The organism is Microcoleus sp. PH2017_12_PCY_D_A, assembly GCF_020738565.1.
Classification (GTDB): domain Bacteria; phylum Cyanobacteriota; class Cyanobacteriia; order Cyanobacteriales; family Microcoleaceae; genus Microcoleus.
The window spans coordinates 138558-158821 of sequence record NZ_JAEQCI010000020.1 but is presented as its reverse complement, the minus strand read 5'-3'; the positions used below and the strand labels follow the sequence as shown (position 1 = coordinate 158821).

At 45.6% G+C, this 20264-nt stretch carries 15 protein-coding genes and 1 pseudogene; 5 read left to right on the top strand and 11 right to left on the bottom strand.

Annotated features, from left to right (window positions below; translation table 11 throughout):
- Window positions 1–131: 131 nt before the first annotated feature.
- Window positions 132–416 (bottom strand): DUF427 domain-containing protein, encoded by a 285-nt coding sequence (locus JGK39_RS05430; protein ID WP_293182457.1) that lies wholly within the window; start codon window positions 414–416, stop codon window positions 132–134.
- A gap of 97 nt (window positions 417–513) precedes the next feature.
- On the opposite strand from JGK39_RS05430, the gene recQ reads away from it, so the two are divergent.
- From recQ to JGK39_RS05415, 3 genes are read left to right on the top strand one after another with little or no spacing between them, the layout of a single operon-like run.
- The gene (gene recQ, locus JGK39_RS05425) at window positions 514–2709 is read left to right on the top strand and encodes a DNA helicase RecQ (protein ID WP_293252043.1); all 2196 of its coding nucleotides are present in this window, start codon (window positions 514–516) and stop codon (window positions 2707–2709) included.
- A 60-nt stretch (window positions 2710–2769) separates the two neighbouring features.
- Window positions 2770–3897, top strand: coding sequence for an AAA family ATPase (locus JGK39_RS05420; protein ID WP_293295851.1), 1128 nt, complete (start codon window positions 2770–2772; stop codon window positions 3895–3897).
- Window positions 3894–4598, top strand: coding sequence for a hypothetical protein (locus tag JGK39_RS05415; RefSeq protein ID WP_293252047.1), 705 nt, complete (start codon window positions 3894–3896; stop codon window positions 4596–4598). Before JGK39_RS05420 ends, JGK39_RS05415 begins: the two co-directional genes overlap by 4 nt.
- Before the next feature lie 202 nt (window positions 4599–4800).
- On the opposite strand, the gene JGK39_RS05410 is transcribed toward JGK39_RS05415, so the two are convergent.
- The 9 genes from JGK39_RS05410 to JGK39_RS05370 all read right to left on the bottom strand — a co-directional run bounded on the left by JGK39_RS05410 (window position 4801) and on the right by JGK39_RS05370 (window position 15655).
- Entirely contained in the window at window positions 4801–5541 is a 741-nt protein-coding gene (locus JGK39_RS05410; RefSeq protein ID WP_293252049.1) for a peptidylprolyl isomerase, read from the bottom strand.
- Between the two features lie 89 nt (window positions 5542–5630).
- Window positions 5631–7349: a calcium-binding protein gene (locus JGK39_RS05405; RefSeq protein WP_293295853.1), complete on the bottom strand. Its 1719-nt coding sequence runs from the start codon at window positions 7347–7349 to the stop codon at window positions 5631–5633.
- 270 nt (window positions 7350–7619) lie between these two features.
- Window positions 7620–7934 carry a hypothetical protein gene (locus JGK39_RS05400; RefSeq protein ID WP_293252059.1) on the bottom strand — a complete coding sequence of 105 codons (315 nt, stop codon included), beginning with the start codon at window positions 7932–7934 and terminating at the stop codon, window positions 7620–7622.
- A 203-nt stretch (window positions 7935–8137) separates the two neighbouring features.
- The gene (locus JGK39_RS05395; protein ID WP_293295855.1) at window positions 8138–8440 is read right to left on the bottom strand and encodes a hypothetical protein; all 303 of its coding nucleotides are present in this window, start codon (window positions 8438–8440) and stop codon (window positions 8138–8140) included.
- 177 nt (window positions 8441–8617) lie between these two features.
- The gene (locus JGK39_RS05390) at window positions 8618–8917 is read right to left on the bottom strand and encodes a hypothetical protein (RefSeq protein WP_293252063.1); all 300 of its coding nucleotides are present in this window, start codon (window positions 8915–8917) and stop codon (window positions 8618–8620) included.
- Window positions 8918–9266: 349 nt separating this feature from the next.
- Complete coding sequence (locus JGK39_RS05385) at window positions 9267–9446, bottom strand: hypothetical protein (RefSeq protein WP_293252065.1); 180 nt, start codon at window positions 9444–9446, stop codon at window positions 9267–9269.
- A gap of 30 nt (window positions 9447–9476) precedes the next feature.
- Entirely contained in the window at window positions 9477–9932 is a 456-nt protein-coding gene (locus JGK39_RS05380) for a HetP family heterocyst commitment protein (protein WP_293252067.1), read from the bottom strand.
- Window positions 9933–10355: 423 nt separating this feature from the next.
- Entirely contained in the window at window positions 10356–12257 is a 1902-nt protein-coding gene (locus JGK39_RS05375) for an HlyD family efflux transporter periplasmic adaptor subunit (RefSeq protein ID WP_293295857.1), read from the bottom strand.
- 221 nt (window positions 12258–12478) lie between these two features.
- Window positions 12479–15655, bottom strand: a complete 3177-nt coding sequence (locus JGK39_RS05370; protein WP_293252071.1) for an ABC transporter transmembrane domain-containing protein — start codon at window positions 15653–15655, stop codon at window positions 12479–12481.
- Window positions 15656–16475: 820 nt separating this feature from the next.
- Between JGK39_RS05370 and JGK39_RS05365 the strand changes: the two are divergent.
- Window positions 16476–16586 (top strand): annotated as a pseudogene (locus JGK39_RS05365) (PadR family transcriptional regulator); the annotation flags it as partial.
- A 418-nt stretch (window positions 16587–17004) separates the two neighbouring features.
- Here the strand turns inward: JGK39_RS05365 and JGK39_RS05360 are convergent.
- Window positions 17005–17856, bottom strand: coding sequence for a leucine-rich repeat domain-containing protein (locus tag JGK39_RS05360; protein ID WP_293252073.1), 852 nt, complete (start codon window positions 17854–17856; stop codon window positions 17005–17007).
- A 285-nt stretch (window positions 17857–18141) separates the two neighbouring features.
- Between JGK39_RS05360 and JGK39_RS05355 the strand changes: the two genes are divergently transcribed.
- Window positions 18142–20079 (top strand): long-chain fatty acid--CoA ligase, encoded by a 1938-nt coding sequence (locus JGK39_RS05355; RefSeq protein WP_293252075.1) that lies wholly within the window; start codon window positions 18142–18144, stop codon window positions 20077–20079.
- Window positions 20080–20264: the final 185 nt, after the last annotated feature.

Sequence of the window (20264 nt, the reverse complement as noted above, 5' to 3'; positions counted from 1 at the left end):
TCATCGCGACTTATGTTATTCAGCCCTAATTTCCACAGTCGTCTTAAGACGACTTCAGCTATGAGCCAGGGAATTAATTCCCTGGCGGCCTGTCGGAATCGCCAGCTAACAAACCCGCCGACAAAACAAAGTTAAGCCTCTACCTTAACTCCTTTCCAAAAAGCAACATATCCTGCAATATTTTTAGCAGCATCTTTCGGAGTAGGATAGTACCAAGCAGCATCCTTATTAACCTGTCCGCCGACTTCAACACTGTAGTAACTAGCAACACCTTTCCAACCGCAAGTAGTGTGAGTGCTGCTATCCTTGAAATACTCGCGGTTGATGGCATCCGCCGGGAAATAATAGTTATTATCTACCATTTCGCACTTATCGCTCTCGGCCAAAACGGCACCATTCCAAATTGCTTTCGGCATCGGTTTATCTGCTTAAATTGAGATTCTCAAATATTGTAACTGTATTTGTGCTCAAAAGACCTAGAATAAGGTAGAAGTCAACAACCAATTACTGCAAATGTCAGGGTCGAATCCGCCAACATCTCTCGCGCCCTCATCCCTCGAACAATCCCTCAAACATTCCTTTGGCTACGACTCTTTCCGCCCCGGGCAGCGGGAAATTGTCGAAGCTGCTCTCCAACAACGCGATATGATGATTGTCATGCCGACTGGCGGTGGCAAATCTTTGTGCTTTCAATTACCGGCTTTGTTGAAACCGGGATTGACGGTGGTTGTTTCGCCGCTGATTGCCCTGATGCAAGACCAGGTGGAAGCTTTGCAGGATAATGGGATTGGGGCGACTTTTCTCAACAGCACTTTGAGCGCTATGGAAACCCGATCGCGCTCCACAGCAATTCTCGAAGGTAAAATTAAACTGCTGTACGTTGCGCCCGAACGCTTGCTGGGCGAGAGATTTTTACCGTTTTTAGATATAGTAGCTTCTAAGTTAGGAATTTCGGCATTTGCGATCGACGAAGCCCACTGCGTTTCGGAATGGGGACACGACTTTCGACCAGAATACAGACAAATGGAGCGAGTGCGCGATCGCTACCCAGACATCCCCATTATGGCACTAACCGCCACAGCCACCGAGCGCGTCCGCCAAGACATAATCCAGCAGCTAAACCTGCGAAATCCCTACATCCACGTCGCCAGCTTCAACCGTCCCAATTTATACTACGAAGTCCGCCAAAAAACCAAGCACAGTTTTGCCGAAGTCTTGCAAATCATCCAAAAAAAAGGCGGTTCAGGAATCATCTACTGCCTCAGCCGCAAAAAAGTTGACGAAGTTGCCTACAAATTGCAGCAAAACGGCATTCAAGCCTTACCATACCACGCCGGCATGAGCGATAGCGATCGCGCCACCAACCAAACCCGCTTCATCCGCGACGACGTACAAGTAATGGTAGCCACAGTCGCCTTCGGGATGGGAATCAACAAACCCGACGTAAGGTTTGTAATTCACCACGACTTACCCAAAAACCTAGAAGGATACTATCAAGAATCAGGCCGCGCAGGCAGAGACAACGAACCATCCCACTGCACCTTATTCTTCGGATTCGGCGATGTCAAAACCATCGAATACATCATCGAACAAAAACCAGACGAACAAGAACAAAGAATAGCCCGCCAACAGTTAAGGCGAGTAATCAACTATGCAGAATCCAGCGATTGCCGCCGCACAGTCCAATTAAGTTATTTCGGCGATTCATTTCCCGGCGATTGCGGCAACTGCGACAACTGTTGCAACAAAAAACCCGTAGAAGACTGGACGATTGAGGCCATGAAATTTCTTTCCTGCATCGCCCGATGCCAAGAGAAATTCGGCATGAATCACATTATAGACGTGCTGCGCGGCTCAAAAAATCAAAAAATATTGCAATACCAGCACAACCAACTTTCCACCTACGGCATTGGCAAAGATAGAAGTGCCGACGAGTGGAAAAAGTTAAGTCGTTCGCTGATAAACCAAGGTTTCTTAGACGAAAAAACAGACGGCTTTCCAGTTTTGAAACTCAACGAAAAAAGTTGGGAAATCATGAAACGCCAGCGCACAGTAGAAATCGCCATCGAAGCGCCGCGAGAAGTACAGGGAAGAGTGCGGTCTTTAGCCGTAGAAGTAGAAGGCTTATTTTCCATATTGCGAAGTCTCCGCAAACAAATTGCCGACGAACAATTCGTACCGCCTTACGTAGTGTTTGCTGATAGAAGCTTGCGAGACATGGCAGAAAAACGCCCGCAAACTCTCACAGAATTTGAGGAAGTTTACGGCGTCGGCAGTAACAAGCGAGATAAGTACGGCAAAGTTTTCTTAGAAGCAATTCACACTTTTTGCAAAGAACAAGGATTGCCAACAAGTGCAGCATCTTCTGCCGCCGCCAATCTTCCCACTCTTGCTAACGTTCCGTCTTATTCGCAGATGCAAACCTGGGAATTGTACCGCCAAGGTTTGACAGTTCAAGGCATAGCCAACGCGCGGGGCATGAGTCCGACTACTATTGCGGGACATCTGGTAGAATTAATTGATATGGGCAAGGAAGTTGATATAAATTTGTTGGTGGAATCGGAACGCCAGCAGGCTATTGTACAAGCAATTGAAGTTATTGGAGATGAAAGATTGAGAGCAATTTATGAGTATTTGCAAGAAGGTTATACGTTTGAGGAGATTAAGTTTGTGCGCGCTTGGTGGCGGCAAAATTATGTCAGTTTTTAACCGCAGATGTCGGCGGATTAGCGCGCTATGGACGCAGATGATTAATGGATAGGAGGGGAAATGAGAATTAAAAAAGTAGCTTTTTGGGATAATGAATTAGAGTGGCGTTTTGAACCAATCTATTTTTCCAATCTTGCCTTGCTAGTTGGAGTATCGGGCGTTGGCAAAACTCAAATACTTAAAGGAATTTTGGGGCTAAAAGAGATAGCGAATGGTGCTTCGTTAAACGGCTTAGCGTGGGATATTACATTTTCGACAGTAAAAAATGTCGAGTATCGCTGGCAAGGCGAATTTGAAACTAAAAAAAACTTTTCCATGATTTCTAATGAGATTGAAGAGGAAATTAATAAATTTAGAATTGTTCGAGAACATCTATTTAAAGAAGAAAATGTTATTATAGAAAGAACACCTAACGATATTATATTTAAAGGAAATAAAACACCCAAGTTATCGCCGTTTCAAAGTGTAGTTGAAATTTTAAACCAAGAAGAAGATATTTCACCTGTTCAGCAAGGGTTTAATAAAATTATTTACAGCGATAATTCGAGATCGTCTAATGGGATTTACGCTATACCAATAAGGGTACTATCGATAATCAAGGACAATATTGCCCTGGAAGATATTCAAGCGAGTAATATACCAATTCTTCTTAAGTTGGCTTTGATTGCTCGGCATTATCCAGATGTTTTCAATAAGATAAAATCAAAGTTTATCGAAATTTTTCATCAAGTGGAAGATGTTAAAATAGAAGCAATTGAAAATAATGAAAATCCATCATTTCCCAATTTTCCTGTTCAGATAAAAGAGACAGGTATCAATGATTGGATTTTTCAAAATAACATTTCTTCTGGAATGCTGAAAACGCTAATTCTTATTAGCGAACTGTATTTGTCGCCAGAAGGAACTTTAATTCTGATCGATGAATTTGAAAACAGCTTGGGAGTTAACTGTATAGATGTTGTAACTGATTTACTTTGGCAAAACCGAAATATTCAAATTATCCTCACCAGTCATCATCCGTACATTATCAACAATATCAGCATGGAATACTGGAAAATAGTAACTCGCAAAGGAGGTGTAGTAACGGTAACTGATGCGAAAGATTTGAACCTGGGAAAATCTAGACATCAGGCTTTTACGCAATTGATTAATCTAGAAGAATATAGCGAAGGAATTAAAGTTGAATGAATTTGTATTTTTTAGTCGAAGGGATGCAATCGGAGAGAAAAGTTTATCCAGCTTGGCTAAGTCATTTATTACCTGAATTAACACGAGTTCAGAGTTACGATGAGGTGAAGGACAAAAATTATTACTTGATTAGTGGGGAAGGATATCCTTCATTATATGATTTTATTCCTCCTTCGATTGAGGAAATTAACTTAAGCGGAAAATACAACTATTTTGTAGTGTGTTTTGATGCGGAGGAAAATACTGTTGCTGAAAGGCACGCAGAAATTTATGATTTTTTTGATCGGGAAAAGCTAGTATTAAAAAATACAGAACTTGTGCTAATTGTTCAAAATCGCTGTTTGGAAACTTGGCTGCTGGGAAATCGTAATATTTATGCAACACATTCTCAAAAATTAATACATCCTAAGAATCAATTTTTATTAGATTATACTAAGTATTATAATGTTTCAGTTGACTGTCCTGAAAAAATGGGAAAATATCTAGATTTTAATACTCACGCTCAGTTTCACGGAGCTTATTTGAAAGTGTTATTTGAAGCTAAAAATGCTACATATTCTAAAACAAGGCCCGGAGATGTACTCAAGCCCTTTTATTTGGAACAGCTATTGAAAAGAATTGAAGAGAAGCCAGGGCAACTGAATACTTTTCGTCATTTTGTCGATTTTTGTAAGATAGTTAAATCTAAATTGCAGTATTAAACGGCAATAATTATAGAAATTACGCAGAACCTCTATATAGCCTTTCTCAAAAAGATGACCTATGACTGATAGCTTATATAACCACTAAACTCAGAGGGCCCAAGCCCAACTACGTACCTCAATTTCTGAGAAGCTCTATATGGTAGGACTCAATGCCCTAACCTGAGAATGATAAATTATGACTCTGTGCTCCGCGTGCACCCTATACTTTACAATTGTACAATAAATAGTTGACTTCATTAGCCAGCCATTCGTTAAACAGATTGTGCAATATTTCTTGATAGCGTTCAGGGGTTAATTCCGCTGGAATAAACTTTTCAACCATGAACAAGTGATATCCTCGCTCTGTTTCAATTGGACGAATCACTTCCCCGGGTTTAGCGCTAAATATGGCAACGGCTATGTCTGGTTTTAAACTCCACCGATAAACATTGCCTTCGCAACCGCATAAATGTCGGCGATTTTCATCAATGTCGTAAAGGTGGGCTGCATCAAAAAAGCTGATTTCTCCTTCTTGAATTTCATAAAATATTTCTCGGGCAAGTTGTACGTTCGCAACAATTATTTGATAAAGAATTATTTGATCGAATTGCAATTTGCTTTGCACGAAAATCTTTTCTACGTCTTTGGCAAATAAGTGTTCTGCTAATTTTTGGGAGAGGATTCGATCGCAAATTCCGGCCTCTAAGTCTTCTACCGAAATCATCTGCTCCGCCAGCCACGCAATCGTATCCGCCGCTTTCTCCAGACGCTTCTCGCGCCGCAGCTTGTCGCCGGCAACTTGAATTTCTTCGGGAGTCACAGTTAACCCCCGTTCCTCGGCTGCTTTGTCAATAACTTTTTTCTGCAAAACTTGTTGACAAAATGGCTTTAATTGCCGCTCTTTTCTGAGTAGTTTGATGATTTCACTGGATTCTATCAATGGCTGGTAAAAGTCTTTCATATTTCTCTCTCAAGCTATAGAAGTTGATTGAGCTCATCCCCACGAGGCTTCCTGCGGGGGAGTTCGTGTTAACGGTTAGCTACAAGGTTTTATGCAAGCAAACTGATAAAATCACCATTGGTTAAAGTTGTTGTACCTGCTGCGTTTACTGTCCCCAAAACAACGGCTAAAATTCGATCGCCATTATTGGAACTAAACTTGACCAAAGTTGCGTCTGCGGTACCGTTACCGTCAGTATCAAACGCCACCAGCGCAATATCTGCGGCAGAAAGTCCGCCTGTCAGGCCGATTTTATCACCTTCAGCGGCATTGAAATCAACCAGTATATCGGCTAAAAATAGATTAGCCACAGAACTCGTTGTTTCAGGTCTAAATACAAACGTATCAGCGCCGGCACCTCCAATCAACGTATCGATACCGAAGTCGCCGCACAGAAAATCGTCGCCGTTGCCGCCAATCAGCAAATCTTGACCTCTTCCTCCCCGCAAAGTGTCATTTCCATCCCCTCCTTCGATCGCATCGTTACCTCTGTTACCTTTGACAAAATCGTCGCCGCCTCCAGCAAAAACGCGATCGAACCCGCTACCGCAAGCAATCACATCAATGTCGCTGCTTCCCTGCCAATATCCGCCGCCGTTGCTGTCGTAGGTGACAGTTAATTCCGCAGGATTTTCTGGGGGGGTGATTTCTGGCGCTGGGGTTGTATCGGCATTGCTGTTGTTGCTACTGTTAGCGGGAAGTGCGATCGACAAATTGCTGCTACTGTTATCTGTTGGCTCAGCAACGATCGTACTCTCGCCACCACCACCGGTACTTTCTGGAGACAAATTAGAAAGACTTGAATTGCTAGAAGTTCCGCCAGTCACCGCAGCAAGCGGCGCACCGTCATTATTATTTGACGGTGTTGGAGTTGGAGTTGGTGCTGGTGTTGGAGTTGAAGCAGGTGTTAGCCGTATTGGTATTGGTATTGGCGCTGGTGTTGGTGTTGGCGTTGGCGTTGGTGTTGGCGCTGGTGTTGGCGCTGTGATATTAATTGCCGGTGCAGAGTCTGTAGCAGCCGCCGCTGGAGTCGGCGCTGGAGTCGGCGCTGGAGTCGGTGCTGGAGTTGGTGCTGGAGTTGGCGCTGGAGTCGGTGCTGGAGTCGGTGCTGGAGTCGGGGCTGGTGTTGGCGCTGGTATTGGCGCTGGTATTGGCGCTGGAGTCGGCGCTGGAGTCGGCGCTGGAGTTGAAGCAGTGGCGCTCGTAGCCGGCGGAGTCTCTAAACCGCTGCTAGCTGAGGCGATCGCGCTACTAGAAGTACCACCGGGATCCCATGCTGTCTGAGTGCTGGTGCTGCTCCCAGTCGGAGAAGTCGCTGTCGCGCTGCTGGTGCTGCTCGCACCGCTGCTGTCTCCTAAGGGCGCAGGTGTTGGTGCGGGCGCTGGCGCAGGTGTTGGTATTGGTATTGGCGCAGGTGTTGGTATTGGTATTGGCGCAGGCGCAGGTGTTGCTGCTGGCGCCGAAGCAGTGGCGCTAGTAGTTGGGGGCGCGACTGTAGAAGCACTCGCTGCCGCGCTGCCGCTGCTAGATGTAGCCCCCGCAGCGTAAGCAGTCTTACTACTGCTACTGCTTCCGATCGGCGAAGTGGCTGTCGCACTGCTGGTACTGCCCGCACCGCTGCTATTTACAAAGGAACTAGACTTGCTGGAAGAGCTGGTGCTGCCCGTACCAGAGTTATTCGCCGCCTGCGAATTCAAGGTGTTTAAACTATTGCTGTTTCCAACAATATTATTTAAGGGCTCAGGAGCTAATGAATCTAAAGAAGGCATCGCGATTTATCTCCTTTTATCTGTATGGCTGTCCCGCTGATTATTTATTAAATTTGATTTAGCCATTATTATCAAAACGCCTTTTAAAATGTTGTTCTGCATTTAAATTGCATATCAAAAAAAATCAGACTATTGTGGGGTGGGCGTCCCGCCCGCCCTGAATATACAATTTAAACGTGCGACAGCTTAGCAGTTTTTGATTTGGTGAGTACAGCCAACATTTTTGGAATTACTATTTCTGATGAAACTGCCAACCGCGATCGCAAATCATTAGGGCTGACCGCTAGAGATGAACAAAGATCTGCTATCGTTCAAGGAGACAGAATAACTGTTGCCAGTGCGAGCGTAAGAGTTAGCTGTAGCTGAGGCTTCAGTAAAAGCCATATAAGGGCTAACATACACCTTTGTGTAAGTGTTAGCATCAGTCGAGGTATTTTGGCCAATAGCAAAAGCATTAGCATCAGCACTGCCAAATCCATAGGTAGCAAAAGTCTGAGCGCTACCAGCAGCGCGCGTATAACCAGCACCTACAAGTTTGCTCGCTCCTAAAACTGCCTCTACATAATCTAAATCATCAATAATCATGTTTTTTCACCGCAACAATTTTTAGTGGCTGCTTAACTGATGTGAGAAAGCAAGCCAGCCAACGCCATTAAGTATGTTGGCACAGTTCAAAACAGCTATGTAAAGTTTGGCAAGCATTTGTGACTTACTTATCTAGAGTTCGCTCCCGCATTTTTTGCATTGCTTTACATAGCTGGGTTTCTGACTGCTTGTCTGCGCTGTGGTTAGTAGCAGTAGCAGCTAAAACCAGAAGTAGCTGCGATCGAAGCACCGCTAGAGGAAGAGCTGTAAGGTGTGGTAACAGCGTTGTTGAAGGTCTGAGTCATAGTGCCCGGGCCTACGGCGGACGCTTTAGATTCAGCAGTGGCTGCATGACCGTAAACAAACACGTTCGAGCTGATGTATTTATTCAGCTTGAAATTTTCGTAAAACTGCACGTTCGAGTAGTCATTTTCTAAGTCAAAACCGCCGACTACGCTGGTGGATTCAGAAACGCTTTCGACATGGTTCAGGTCAGAAATAATCATGGTTTTTCTCCGCGATATTCAGTGTATTTTGTGTAAAAATTGCAAAATTTTGTCGGGAGTTTAAACTGTAGTTACCGTGAGGGTTTTACTGACTTTTTGACGGTCAAACTGCTGCGGCGATGCGATGGATTGAGTTTAAACTCCCAGATGATAGAGAGTCTGGCTTCAATGTGGTGATTACCAGCGGTAGTAGAAACCAGAAGTAGCTGCGATCGAAGCACCGCTAGAGGAAGAGCTGTAAGGTGTGGTCTCTGCGTTGTTGAAGGTCTGAGTCATAGTGCCCGGGCCGTAGGCGGATGCTTTAGATTCAGCAGTGGCTGCATGACCGTAAACAAACACCTTCGAGCTGATGTATTTATTCAGGTTGAAATTTTCGTAAAACTGCACGTTCGAGTAGTCATAGCCTAAGTCAAAACCGCCGACTACGCTGGTGGATACTGCAACTTCTTCGACATGGTTCAGGTCAGAAATAATCATGGTTTTTGTCCTTTTAATTTAGCGGTTGTTTGAAGCAACCTTGTTTTGTTTCGATGTACCTAATATATCTGGGCTAATTAGAGCTGTGTTGCCAATTTGGCAGATTTGTTTAAAATGAAAATCTCAATGTAACTTCATGAATATATGTTAACTATTTGCTCCACAACTACAGAAGATATCTCTACGAGTCCTGGACGCATCAACTGGGTTTGATGGAGGAAAATACTTGCTTGTAGCCCTCGATCGCTGTTGAAAAACCCGGCTGGTGAGAGTAATGAATGCGTCCAAGACGGTCTGCATTCAAACACGAAAAACAGCCTCGTTTTATACTTTACGAACGAGACTGGAATTAGATTTTAGTATTTGGCTCGATCGATCGCCCGTACAGACAAACCCTGCTCCAGCTCAACAGCATGAATGGCAGCTCGGTTTGTCTTTTTTGAGTCGCAAACACATTATCAGGGACGATCGCACAACCGTGTTGCCATTTTGGCAGAAAACTGCAAAAACCAGGCTTGTAGCGACTCAACGCTCAAAATCGGGTTGTCGCACCACTAAATTACTTGCCCCCAAAATTAAACCAGCGCGTCTTAAATCCCGCAAAAAATCCTTGATTTGGAACATCAACCGCCGGCGCCGAGATATTGGAACCTTCGCCGCCGACTTGGGTGACAAAACCTGCGGTATCTGAGTGCAACTCGCTTACAACCTCAATTGCACAACCACCTCGAACTCCGGCTCGTTTTTCCCTCACGACTTCCACATAATCTAAATCCGCAATTTTGCCCAGCGCCGGCTGAGTTTCCGATTTCCTCGTTTGGGTATTTTCCTTGAGCAAGCGGTTAGAAGTGCGGTAGGGGATATAGTCGAGAGGGTTGTAACCCGTGCACCGCAAAAGCAAAAAACAAGCCCAAGAATACTTTCCTGCCAGAATCGCTGAAATTATCTCATCCAATTGTTCGGGTTTGATTCCAACTTGGGAATGATTGGCAGAATGGTTAAATTGCGAATTCATCGTTTTATCCTATTTTGCGTAAATTAATTGACTGTTGACTGCGGTTTGTAGTGAGGACTCCCTTCCGCAGAAAGAAGGACTAAAGTCGTGACTACAAACCTGACTACAAACTCATGGCTGGGGTTTGTAGTGAGGACTCCCTTCCGCAGAAAAAACGACTAAAGTCGTGACTACAAACCTGACTACAAACTCATGGCTGGGGTTTGTAGTGAGGACTTCAGTCCGCAGAAAGAAGGACTAAAGTCCTGACTACAAACCTGACTACAAACTCATGGCTGGGGTTTGTAGTGAGGACTTCAGTCCGCAGAAAGAAGGACTAAAGTCCTCACTACAAACCTGTAAATTAATTGACTGTTGACTGCGGTTTGTAGTGAGGACTCCCTTCCGCAGAAAGAAGGACTAAAGTCCTCACTACAAACCTGACTACAAACTCATGCCGCCTTTTTGTAGTTGCTTGAGCGGATCGAGCAAAATGTCGGCTATGCTCCGCTGGCGGATGATAATTTCCGCCGTGGCTGTCTGGCCCGCTTTGAGTTTCCAGGTTTGATTGTTGGCTTTCACTGAGTCTCGATCGATACTCACTTCCACCCGGTAAACAACACCCAATCGCTCGTCGGTTTTGGCATCCGGCGAAATTGAGACAACTTTTCCCGGCATCACGCCGTAATTTTGATAGGGAAAAGCATCGAATTTGACTTGTACCGGCATTCCGGTTTTGACAAATCCCGCTTCTCGGTTCGGTAAACTCACTTCCAGCACTAGCGGAGCGTAATTCGGAGTCATTTCTGCAATAGTTTGACCCGGTTGCACGACTTCGCCGGTGTTGTGAATGTTGAGCGCGGAAATTACTCCGCTGACTGGTGCGTAGAGAAATCTTTGTTTGAGCTTGTTTTTGGCTTGAGCTAGCAGGGTTTGGGTTTCGGCAATTTTGGATTTGACTTGGTTTAATTCCATTTCCAACTGCTGAACTTTTTGCTGTTTTTCTAACTGCATTTGGCGCGCTGCTGCTTGTTTGCTGGCGGCTTCGGCTTGCAGCCGATCGACTTCTGCGAGTTGTTCGGTTAATTGGCCTTGCATTTTGCCGATCGAACTGGTGCGATCGCGCAAACCTTGCTCGACTTCAAACAGCCTTTCCTTAACCTGAGTCGCCTCAGACAGTTGACTCCTGATCGCAGCACTTTGTCTGTCGCGCACGGTTTGCTCGACCTCAAAAACTCGATCGTCAGCCTGAGTTTTCTCCCCCAACTGGCTTCTAATGACCGCATTTTCGCTTTCCCGCAGAGCATCTTCAGCTTGAAACAATACATCTTTAGACAGCGCTCCCTCATCTACCAAAGGTTTGAGCCGCCCGATCCGCTCTTTGTGGGCCGCCACTTTTGCTCGCAATTGTGCTAGCAAGTCTTGACTCTTATTTTGCAGCGGTTTCACGCGATCGCGCCTCGTCTGTTGAGAAGTGATATCTGTTTTCAATTGCGACAACAGATTTTGTGCGTGCTTTTCCAGAGGTTCGATCTGCTCCTGCCGCGCTTTCTGAGACACCACATCTGCGTGCAATTGCTCGATTTGAGACTGCGTGGTGGCTGCTGAAGCGCGAGATCTGTCGATCGCAGCTTGAGCCCCCCGCTTGTCCGCAGCAGCAATGGCGAGGCTCGCCTGAGCCTCCAGTCGAGTTCTCTCGATCGAACTAATTTGCTGCACCAATTGAATCTGATAAGCGTCCAGAATTTTATCGAGACGCTCCACCTCGCTCGAAGCATTTTCCGGGTCTAATTCCGCTAATAACTGTCCAGCTTTGATTTTTTGACCTTCTTTAATCGCGAGGTTAATAATTTTTCCCGGCTCCGTCGGATGAATTTTGTAAACATCACCTTTGGGAACTAATTTACCCTGAGCGTGGCCGACTTGATCTATTTTTCCCAAAGTTGCCCACGCTGCAAAAGCTACGGCAAACACCAGTCCTCCTAATATCAACCGCTGGGGAAAAGATACTGGCGGTTGGTCTAGTACCGAGTGCAAAGAAGTAGACCAATTATCAGCCTGAGGCTGCCGGAATTGAGCCGGATAGATATAGTCATTAGTTTTAGAAGAGCGATTTTTAGATTCAACTACTTCTAAAGTTCGGTCTGTTTTTCTGGCTTCGTTTTCTTGCCTTAAAGCTACGCCCCCATAGACTTCAGCTATCTCGTCAGGACTCGTGCTTAATTCTTTGCCATCTTGTGAAACCATGATATTTACTCCAAATAGGGACTTGGGAATTGGGCATTGGGCATTGGGAATTGGGCATTGGTAATTGGGAATTGGTAATTGGGAATTGGTAGGGAGCATCTCAGTTTTGCATTTACAGTGATGCCCCGCTCAAAAAAGGAACGCACGTGCGGACTGAAGTCCGTTCTTTAAAAAATGCTTCTTGCAAAACTGAGATGCTCCCAATTGGTAATTGGTAATTGAAAATCATCTTTAGTCTTGTGTTGGTTGCTAATGACTAATGACCAATGACTAATGACTAATGACTAATGACTAATGACCAATGACCAATGACTAATGACTTAAAGATCCAGTTGTTGCTGAGCTAGGTGATAGTAAAGCCCGCGTTGGGCCATTAATTCGTCGTGGTTGCCTTGTTCGGCTAAAATGCCTTTGTCTAAAACCAAAATGCGATCGGCATTCCGCACCGTAGACAATCGGTGAGCGATGACAAAGACAGTGCGATCGCGACTGATGCGAGCCAGATTTTGCTGGAACCTGCGCTCAGACTCGGTATCCAGCGAAGAAGTTGCTTCGTCCAAAATCAAAACTCGGGGATCGCCCAACAAAGCGCGGGCGATCGCAATTCGCTGGCGCTGGCCCCCAGACAAACTCGTACCCCTCTCCCCCACAGGAGTTTGATAACCCAGCGGCATATCTTGAATAAAAGCGTGAGCTTCTGCTAGCTTCGCCACTTCGATCGCCTCTTCCAAGCTTGCAGAATCACCAAATGTTCCTTCTTCGCCATGACTGGCGGGGTTTTCCAAATTTTTGTACAGCGTAATATTTTCCAAAATCGTTCCCGAAAACAAGAAACAATCTTGAGGGACAACACCCAACTGCACTCGCAGCGACTGCAACGAAATGTGGCGAATATCGTGGCCGTCAACAGTCAGCCGCCCTTTTTCTGGATAATAGAAACCTTGCAGCAGCTTCACCAAAGTGCTCTTACCGGAACCGCTGCGGCCGACTATTGCCACAGTTTCTCCAGCTTGCACCTCAAAGCAAAGATTTTGCAGCGTATTGCGTTCCTCATCCTGAGCATAGCGGAAAGAAACATTGTCAAACTTGATGCTTCCGTGAATGCGAGGCAGTACCAGCATTGGTTTGTAAGGGCTTTCTTCAGGTTCTGCCGAAAATACGTCATCCAAACGCTCGATCGACACCAACACTTCCTGAAACTCATCCCAAAGTCCCACCACCGAAAGCACAGGAGAAATCACGCTCCCGATCATCATATTAAAAGCCACAAATTGACCGATCGTCAATTCGTCTTGAATCACCAGCATTGCCCCGTACCACAGCAACGCCGTACTGCCCAAAGTATTAATCCCACCCCCAACTACCTGCAAAGAGTTCGCCAACTTCTGCCCCCGAAATTTAGCATTAATCATGCAGGTTAATTGGTCTTCCCAGCGCCAGCGCATTTCTCGATCGGCAGCAGTTGCCTTAATCGTCGCCACCCCACCGATCATTTCCACCAAAGATGAATTTTGCTTGGCACCTTCGTTAAAAATCTCCCGCGATACTTGGCGCAGAAACGGAGTTGCCACCAAAGTCAAAATTACGATCGGCGGAATCAAAGCCAGCACCAACAAAGCCAGACGCCAGTTATAGTAAACCATCAGTGCGATGTAAACCACAGCCATCAAAGCATCCAACCAAGCCGTAATCGCTTGGCGAGTCAAAAACGACTGAATTTTTTGATTTTCCTGAACCCGCGTCAAGATGTCGCCCACCTGACGAGATTCAAAAAATTTTATCGGCAAACTGAGAGTGTGACTGATAAACCCGCTAATTAAAGTCAGATCGATGCGGTTGGACAAGTAATCCAGCAAATACTGTCTCGTTGCCCCCAAGAGCGATCGCCAAACACTAAACAGCAGCAGTCCGATCGCAAAAACGTGCAAAGTAACAATGCTTTTGCTGACAACTACTTGGTCGAGAATTACCTGAGTAAACAGGGGAGTAACGATCCCAAACATTTGGATCAACAAAGAGATTGCCAAAATTTGGGCGATCGTAGCGCGGTAGGGCCAGATTATGCCCAGAAAATTCTTAACTTTGATGCCTTTATGTTCGGCACTGTGGTTGCGGTATAGCTGCGCTGTCGGGTCTAAAATCAGGGCGTACCCAGTCCAACTGTCAGTAAAATCTTTAATGCTCATCCACCGCTTGCCCGCCGCCGGATCGGCAACTAAAACCTGTTGATTTTTAAAGCGGTAAACTGCAACGTAGTGATTGCCTTGCCAGTGAGCTATCCAGGGATTTTGATTGCGGAGCGGAGTCAAAGAAGCTCGCACCGGACGGGTTTGAAACCCCATCCTTTCCGCTGCTTTTGCCAAACTTTTTAGCGAGGCGCCGCTGCGGCCGATTTCTGCCAATTCGCGCAAGTAATTCAGGCTGAATTTCTTACCCCAATATTCGCTAATCATGGCCAAGCAGGTAGCTCCGCAATCTGCCGTACTCTGTTGTTGAATGAAAGGGTGTCCGCTGCTCAACCATCGGCGCCGCTTGGGCTTTGGGAAGCTGATGATTCCGGATGCCGATTTGGGAGACTCGACTGCGGTTAATTTTGACGGCTCAGTTTTTGAGGTAGAGGAGGCATCTTTTGGCGCAGTTACTAAAGTTAAACTCGGAGGTTTGCGGATAATTTTGGGGCGGGTATTGCTGTCGGAAGCAATTGTGGCTTTTGCCATTTCCCACTGTTTTGAGCTAAGTTGGTAAATTAGCAGGTCTGTTGCCGCTTTCCAGTCGCTCGGCACGTCTGAATATCTCCAGTCACTCCCGATACTTGGCGGTGCTTGACCTTGAATTTTACCACTGCCAAGCCAAAAATGATTGGTGGTTTTTTGGCAGTGTTCAGCAATGGAAACTCCGGCGGAAATTGGGGTTTCTTCTAGATAAGGAAGTAAGTGCGGCCACAGAAGCTGTTGTTGGTGGGCAGGAAGCGATCGCAAATCTGTTTGCGTTTTGAAAAAAATTAATCGCTGTATCTGTTGGAATTGTTGCTGCAAGTGCTGTTGCAGTTGGGGAAATTCTTTTAAAACTAGCTGCAATTTGGCGCAGTTAATTCGAGCGAGTTGGCAGCTTCCGGCTGCAATTGCCCTGTAAGGCAGTCCGCTGGCAATAAATACGTCGTCTGTCCCAAATACTGCTCCGAGTTCCAGTACCGTCACCGAAACTTCTTGCTGTTGAGAGGCTTCTACCGCTAGCAGCCTGACTCTTCCCTGACAAACTAAATAAAAATTGCGATCGCTCTGTGCTTGTTCAACTAAATTGTTGGTATTATCCGGTGTTTGATATTGGGTGATTTCATCTCCGAGTTGAAACTCGCAAATTTCACAGGCTGTATTTAATTTGGCAATTAATGTCGGTTCGGGACTGATTTCCTCCAAGAGTTTCTCAAAAGCTGGAACAGTTGGCAATGAGGCTGGGGAGCGCTCGCAGTAATTTTGTACCCCTGAACTTGTTTTCATAGCTTTCCCTGTTGAATTTTTCTGTTAATTTTATTGACTGATAATTAACCAGACTGGGCTAATATTTTATTTTTTAGGGCCACCTAGCCGGCTGAAAAATGCTTCTTGAGTTTTGCTGCGAAAACCTCATATCCCAACATTTTTGACAACTTTTGAGATGTCGGAATTCGGTTTTTTCTAATAAAGTGCGGTGATTGCGTAAGTAGTGTTTTCGCTGGTTCCAATCATAACTTACAAAATGGCTCCTATGGCTACAGTTACAGGGTCATCTTTACACAATCTTTATAAATTATCCGTATAGTCGCGTAAAATTGTGAAGATTGTGTGAAGAAAAGCCCCGCAGGCTTCCGCCATGCATCCGTAAATACACGTAGATAGGTTAATTAAATATTAAAAGATTTCAATTCTCTATAAGTTGTGCATTCCAGAACGATTGATGTAAAGAAATGTTGCTAATTTGTAGCAGGAATTCCTGGAATTAATTGAGCGTTGAGTGGGGGTATTTAACGGGATTCAAGCAAAGAATTTGGAGTTTCCTTTTGGTGGGAAACCCATCGCTGGCGGACGTATCAACTTTGCAATGGACAAGCTCGGTTTTTTACTAAAATCTCACGCGAGTGGGCGATCGCACATAAACGCGGTGGTAGTCTATCAAGCGATCGCTCTTTCTTGAGCTTAAAACAATATATCTAAATAAACTTGACAATTTTTATTAAATGTGTATTTAAATTTCCCGATTCTTTAAAACTAGCTATTTGCCCGATCGCCATTAAATCGCATACAGTCATATAATTCAGACTAGAATATCAACTTGATATAAATGCTTGAATTATCAGCGCTGGGGCTGCTGCAACGGCAACCCCTGGACGGCTATCGACTAAAACAACAACTGGAGCTGTTTATGAACAGTTGTATCAGCGTTAACTGCGGTTTGAGAAGTGATATTTTGTCCAGTCGATCGACCGCGATAAGAAAAGTTTGTAGTGAGGACTTTAGTCCTCAGAAGAAGGACTAAAGTCCTCACTACGAACCGTTTTTATTATTGGTAATCGATCGGACACGATCTGAATGGATCGGGCAGCAAACAAACGCTACATTTATTTTCACACTTGGCAAGATTTGGCAGATTTAGCTAATAATTGCGCTATGGTAGGATTGCTAAATTGTGAAACTTAAAGATAAACTAGAAATTAAAAAGTACCTTAAATCATGCAAATTACGATCGACCTTTCCGACAATCTCCCCCCGACAGAAGCCGATGTGCGGATAGAATGGGCGATCGTACTTTATCAGCACCACAGCTATCGCGACTGAAATATTGAAGTGCGATCGGGTATCATTTTCAAGTTTTATGGTTTAGGTTGTGGTTCCCAGTCACAGATAGACTCTGGCTTGACTGGACAAGTCTTGAGTGCGATCGGATTTCCGAGCAGTTCGAGAAATCTTAGTTTAGTCAAGGATGCTAGTGGTTTGATATCCCTGATTTTATTGTTTCCGAGGTCTATAATTATCAATTTAGTTAAAGATGCTAGCGGTTTGACATCGATGATTTTATTTTTGGCGAGGATGAGAGAAGTAAGCTTAGTCAAGGATGCTAGCGGTTTGATGTCACTGATTTTATTGTTTTTGAGGGTGAGAGAAGTAAGTTTAGTTAAGGCTGCTAGCGGTTGAATGTCGCTGATTTTATTGTTATCGAGGTTGAGAAATTCTAGTTTAGTCAAGGATGCTAGTGGTTTGATGTCGCTGATTTGATTGTCGCTAAGAATGAGCGAAGTCACCTTAGTCAAGGATGCTAGCGGTTGAAGATCGCTAATTTTATTGTTGTCGAGGTCGAGAACTTTTAGTTTAGTCAAGGATGCTAGTGGTTTGATGTCGCTGATTTGATTGTCGCTAAGAATGAGCACAGTCACTTTAGTCAAGGATGCTAGGGGTTTGATGTCGCTGATTTGATTGTTGATGAGAAAGAGTTCCGTGAGACTCGAAAGTTTCCGATCGCCCGCATCACAGTCAGTAGTCCCCGCTTTCTCCAACAACACATCAACTGTATGTTTAGTTTCAGGACTCAAAGTATCTTTTTCGCGACACCAATCAGCAAATGTTTTGTTTGCCGATCGCACTTCTGCGGCCTTCACAGACAGTGCACTTCCAGATAATGCTACGATCGCACTTAAAGCAACTATTATCAACTTTCGTAAATTCATGTGTTTCTGTTTAACTTTGTTTGCTAAATGGAGAATTGCGTATCAAATACCAAAGAAACCGGGTTTTTCATCGATATTAAAGGTGGCGATCGAAGATTTTTGCAAAAAACCCGGTTTCTGCCTCAGCCCGATCGATGAAAAGATAACAACAACTAACAAAACATAGCCTCTCCCAGGTACAGACAGGTAGGGAAACTGTCCCGGTTCGATCGCGCCCCTTCACATATAAATTAATAATAGATTCAGAAACAACGCTTTAAACTCACACAAATCCCAAAAACAGCTATGAACAACACATCCTATCAAATGAGCGACATTGAACGCGCCAACCTCAGCCGGACGATCGACTATAGCGGCATTCGATCGATACCGGAAATCTGGGCGATCGTCAAACAGCGATTTCCCCAAACCGTCGCCCTCCACGATCCCCACAGCAACCCAGAAATCAAGTTTACCTACAGCGACCTCTACCAACAAATTCAACAATTCGCCAGCGGCTTACAAGCCCTCGGCATCAACGCAAATTCAGAAGAAGCAGTCCCTCCCCGCGTCGCCCTCTTCGCCGACAACAGCCCCCGCTGGCTGATAGCCGACCAAGGCATCATGACCGCCGGGGCCGCCAACGCCGTTAGAGGTGCCACCGCTGACCCCGAAGAACTCCTCTACATCATCCAAGACAGCGGCAGTACGGCCTTAGTAGTCGAAAACCTGGCTTTACTCAAAAAACTGCAAGCCCGCCTCCCCGATTTGCCGATCGAACTCATCGTCCTTCTCTCCGACGAGGAACCAGAAACCAGCCCCACCCTAACCACAGTCAAATTTTCCCAAGTCATGGCCACCGGCGCCAACCGCCCCTTCAAACCTGCGAACCACAGTCCGCACACCCTTGCAACCCTCCTCTACACCAGCGGCACCACCGGCAAACCCAAAGGCGTCATGCTGACTCACGGGAACCTGCTGCACCAACTCACCACCTTCGGCACAATTTTGCAACCCGAACCGGGCGAATCAGCCCTCAGCATCCTCCCCAGTTGGCACGCCTACGAACGCACAGTCGAATACTTCTTGCTTTCCCAAGGATGCACCCAAATTTACACCAGCATTCGCTATTTCAAACAAGACTTTAAAACCTGCAAACCCCAGTACATGGTCAGCGTTCCGCGCATCTGGGAATCGATTTACGAGGCAGTACAAAAGCAATTTAGAGAACAGCCACCCAACAAACAAAAATTGGTGAATTTTCTGCTATCTGCCAGCCAGCAATACATTGAAGCCCGCCGCATTTTCCAAGGTTTAACTCTCAGTTTAAAACCTGCTTCTGATTCCGAAAAACTCATTGCCCGCATTAAAAGCATTCTGTTGTCTCCCGTACACGCGATCGCCGAAAAACTCGTTTACCAAAAAGTCCGGGAAGCTACGGGAGGACGTTTTAAGTGGGCGATTAGTGGCGGAGGTTCCTTAGCCGCGCATTTAGACAATTTCTTTGAAATCGCAAATATCGGTTTGTTAGTGGGATACGGTTTAACTGAAACATCTCCGGTTTTGACAGTCCGCCGCCCTTGGCACAATCTTAAAGGTTCGGCCGGACAGCCGATCGCCGGTACCGAGATTAAAATAGTTGACCCGGAAACGAAACAGCAACTGCCAACAGGCCAGCGCGGTTTAGTTTTGGGACGCGGGCCGCAAATCATGCAGGGATATTATCTCAATCCGCAAGCTACGGCCAAAGCCATTGACTCAAACGGCTGGTTCGACACCGGCGATTTGGGCTGGCTGACACCGGGAAATGACTTAATTTTGACTGGGCGGGCCAAAGATACGATCGTCCTCAGCAACGGCGAAAATATCGAACCGCAGCCCATCGAAGACGCCTGTGTCCGCAGCCCCTACATCGACCAAATTATGGTAGTAGGTCAAGACCAAAAATCGATCGGCGCGGTAATTGTCCCCAATCAAGAAGCCGTCCAGAAATGGGCCGAAACTCAGAATCCTCCCATACACGAAATTGACTGGAATAGCAAGGCAATTCAAGACTTATTCCGCAAAGAATTAAACCGGGAGGTGCAAAATCGCCCCGGATACCGCGCGGACGATCGCATCGGCCCGTTCCGGCTGATTCAGGAGCCGTTTTCGATGGAAAATGGAATGTTGACCCAGACCCTGAAAATTAAGCGTCCGGTTGTGACGGAACACTACCGCGATATGATTGACGGGATGTTTTGAAATATTCGCTGGACTTGGGGAATGGAAAAGCAAAAATTATCCCAACACCCGAGTCCCCACTGGTGTCAACAAACAGCCTGAAAACCTTTGTATCTCTCGTTTATAGCAGAGGCAAGCTCCCCCTAAATCCCCCGTATAGTCGGGGGACGAAAGAGAAGATTCTTATCCCCCCCTTAAGAAGGGGG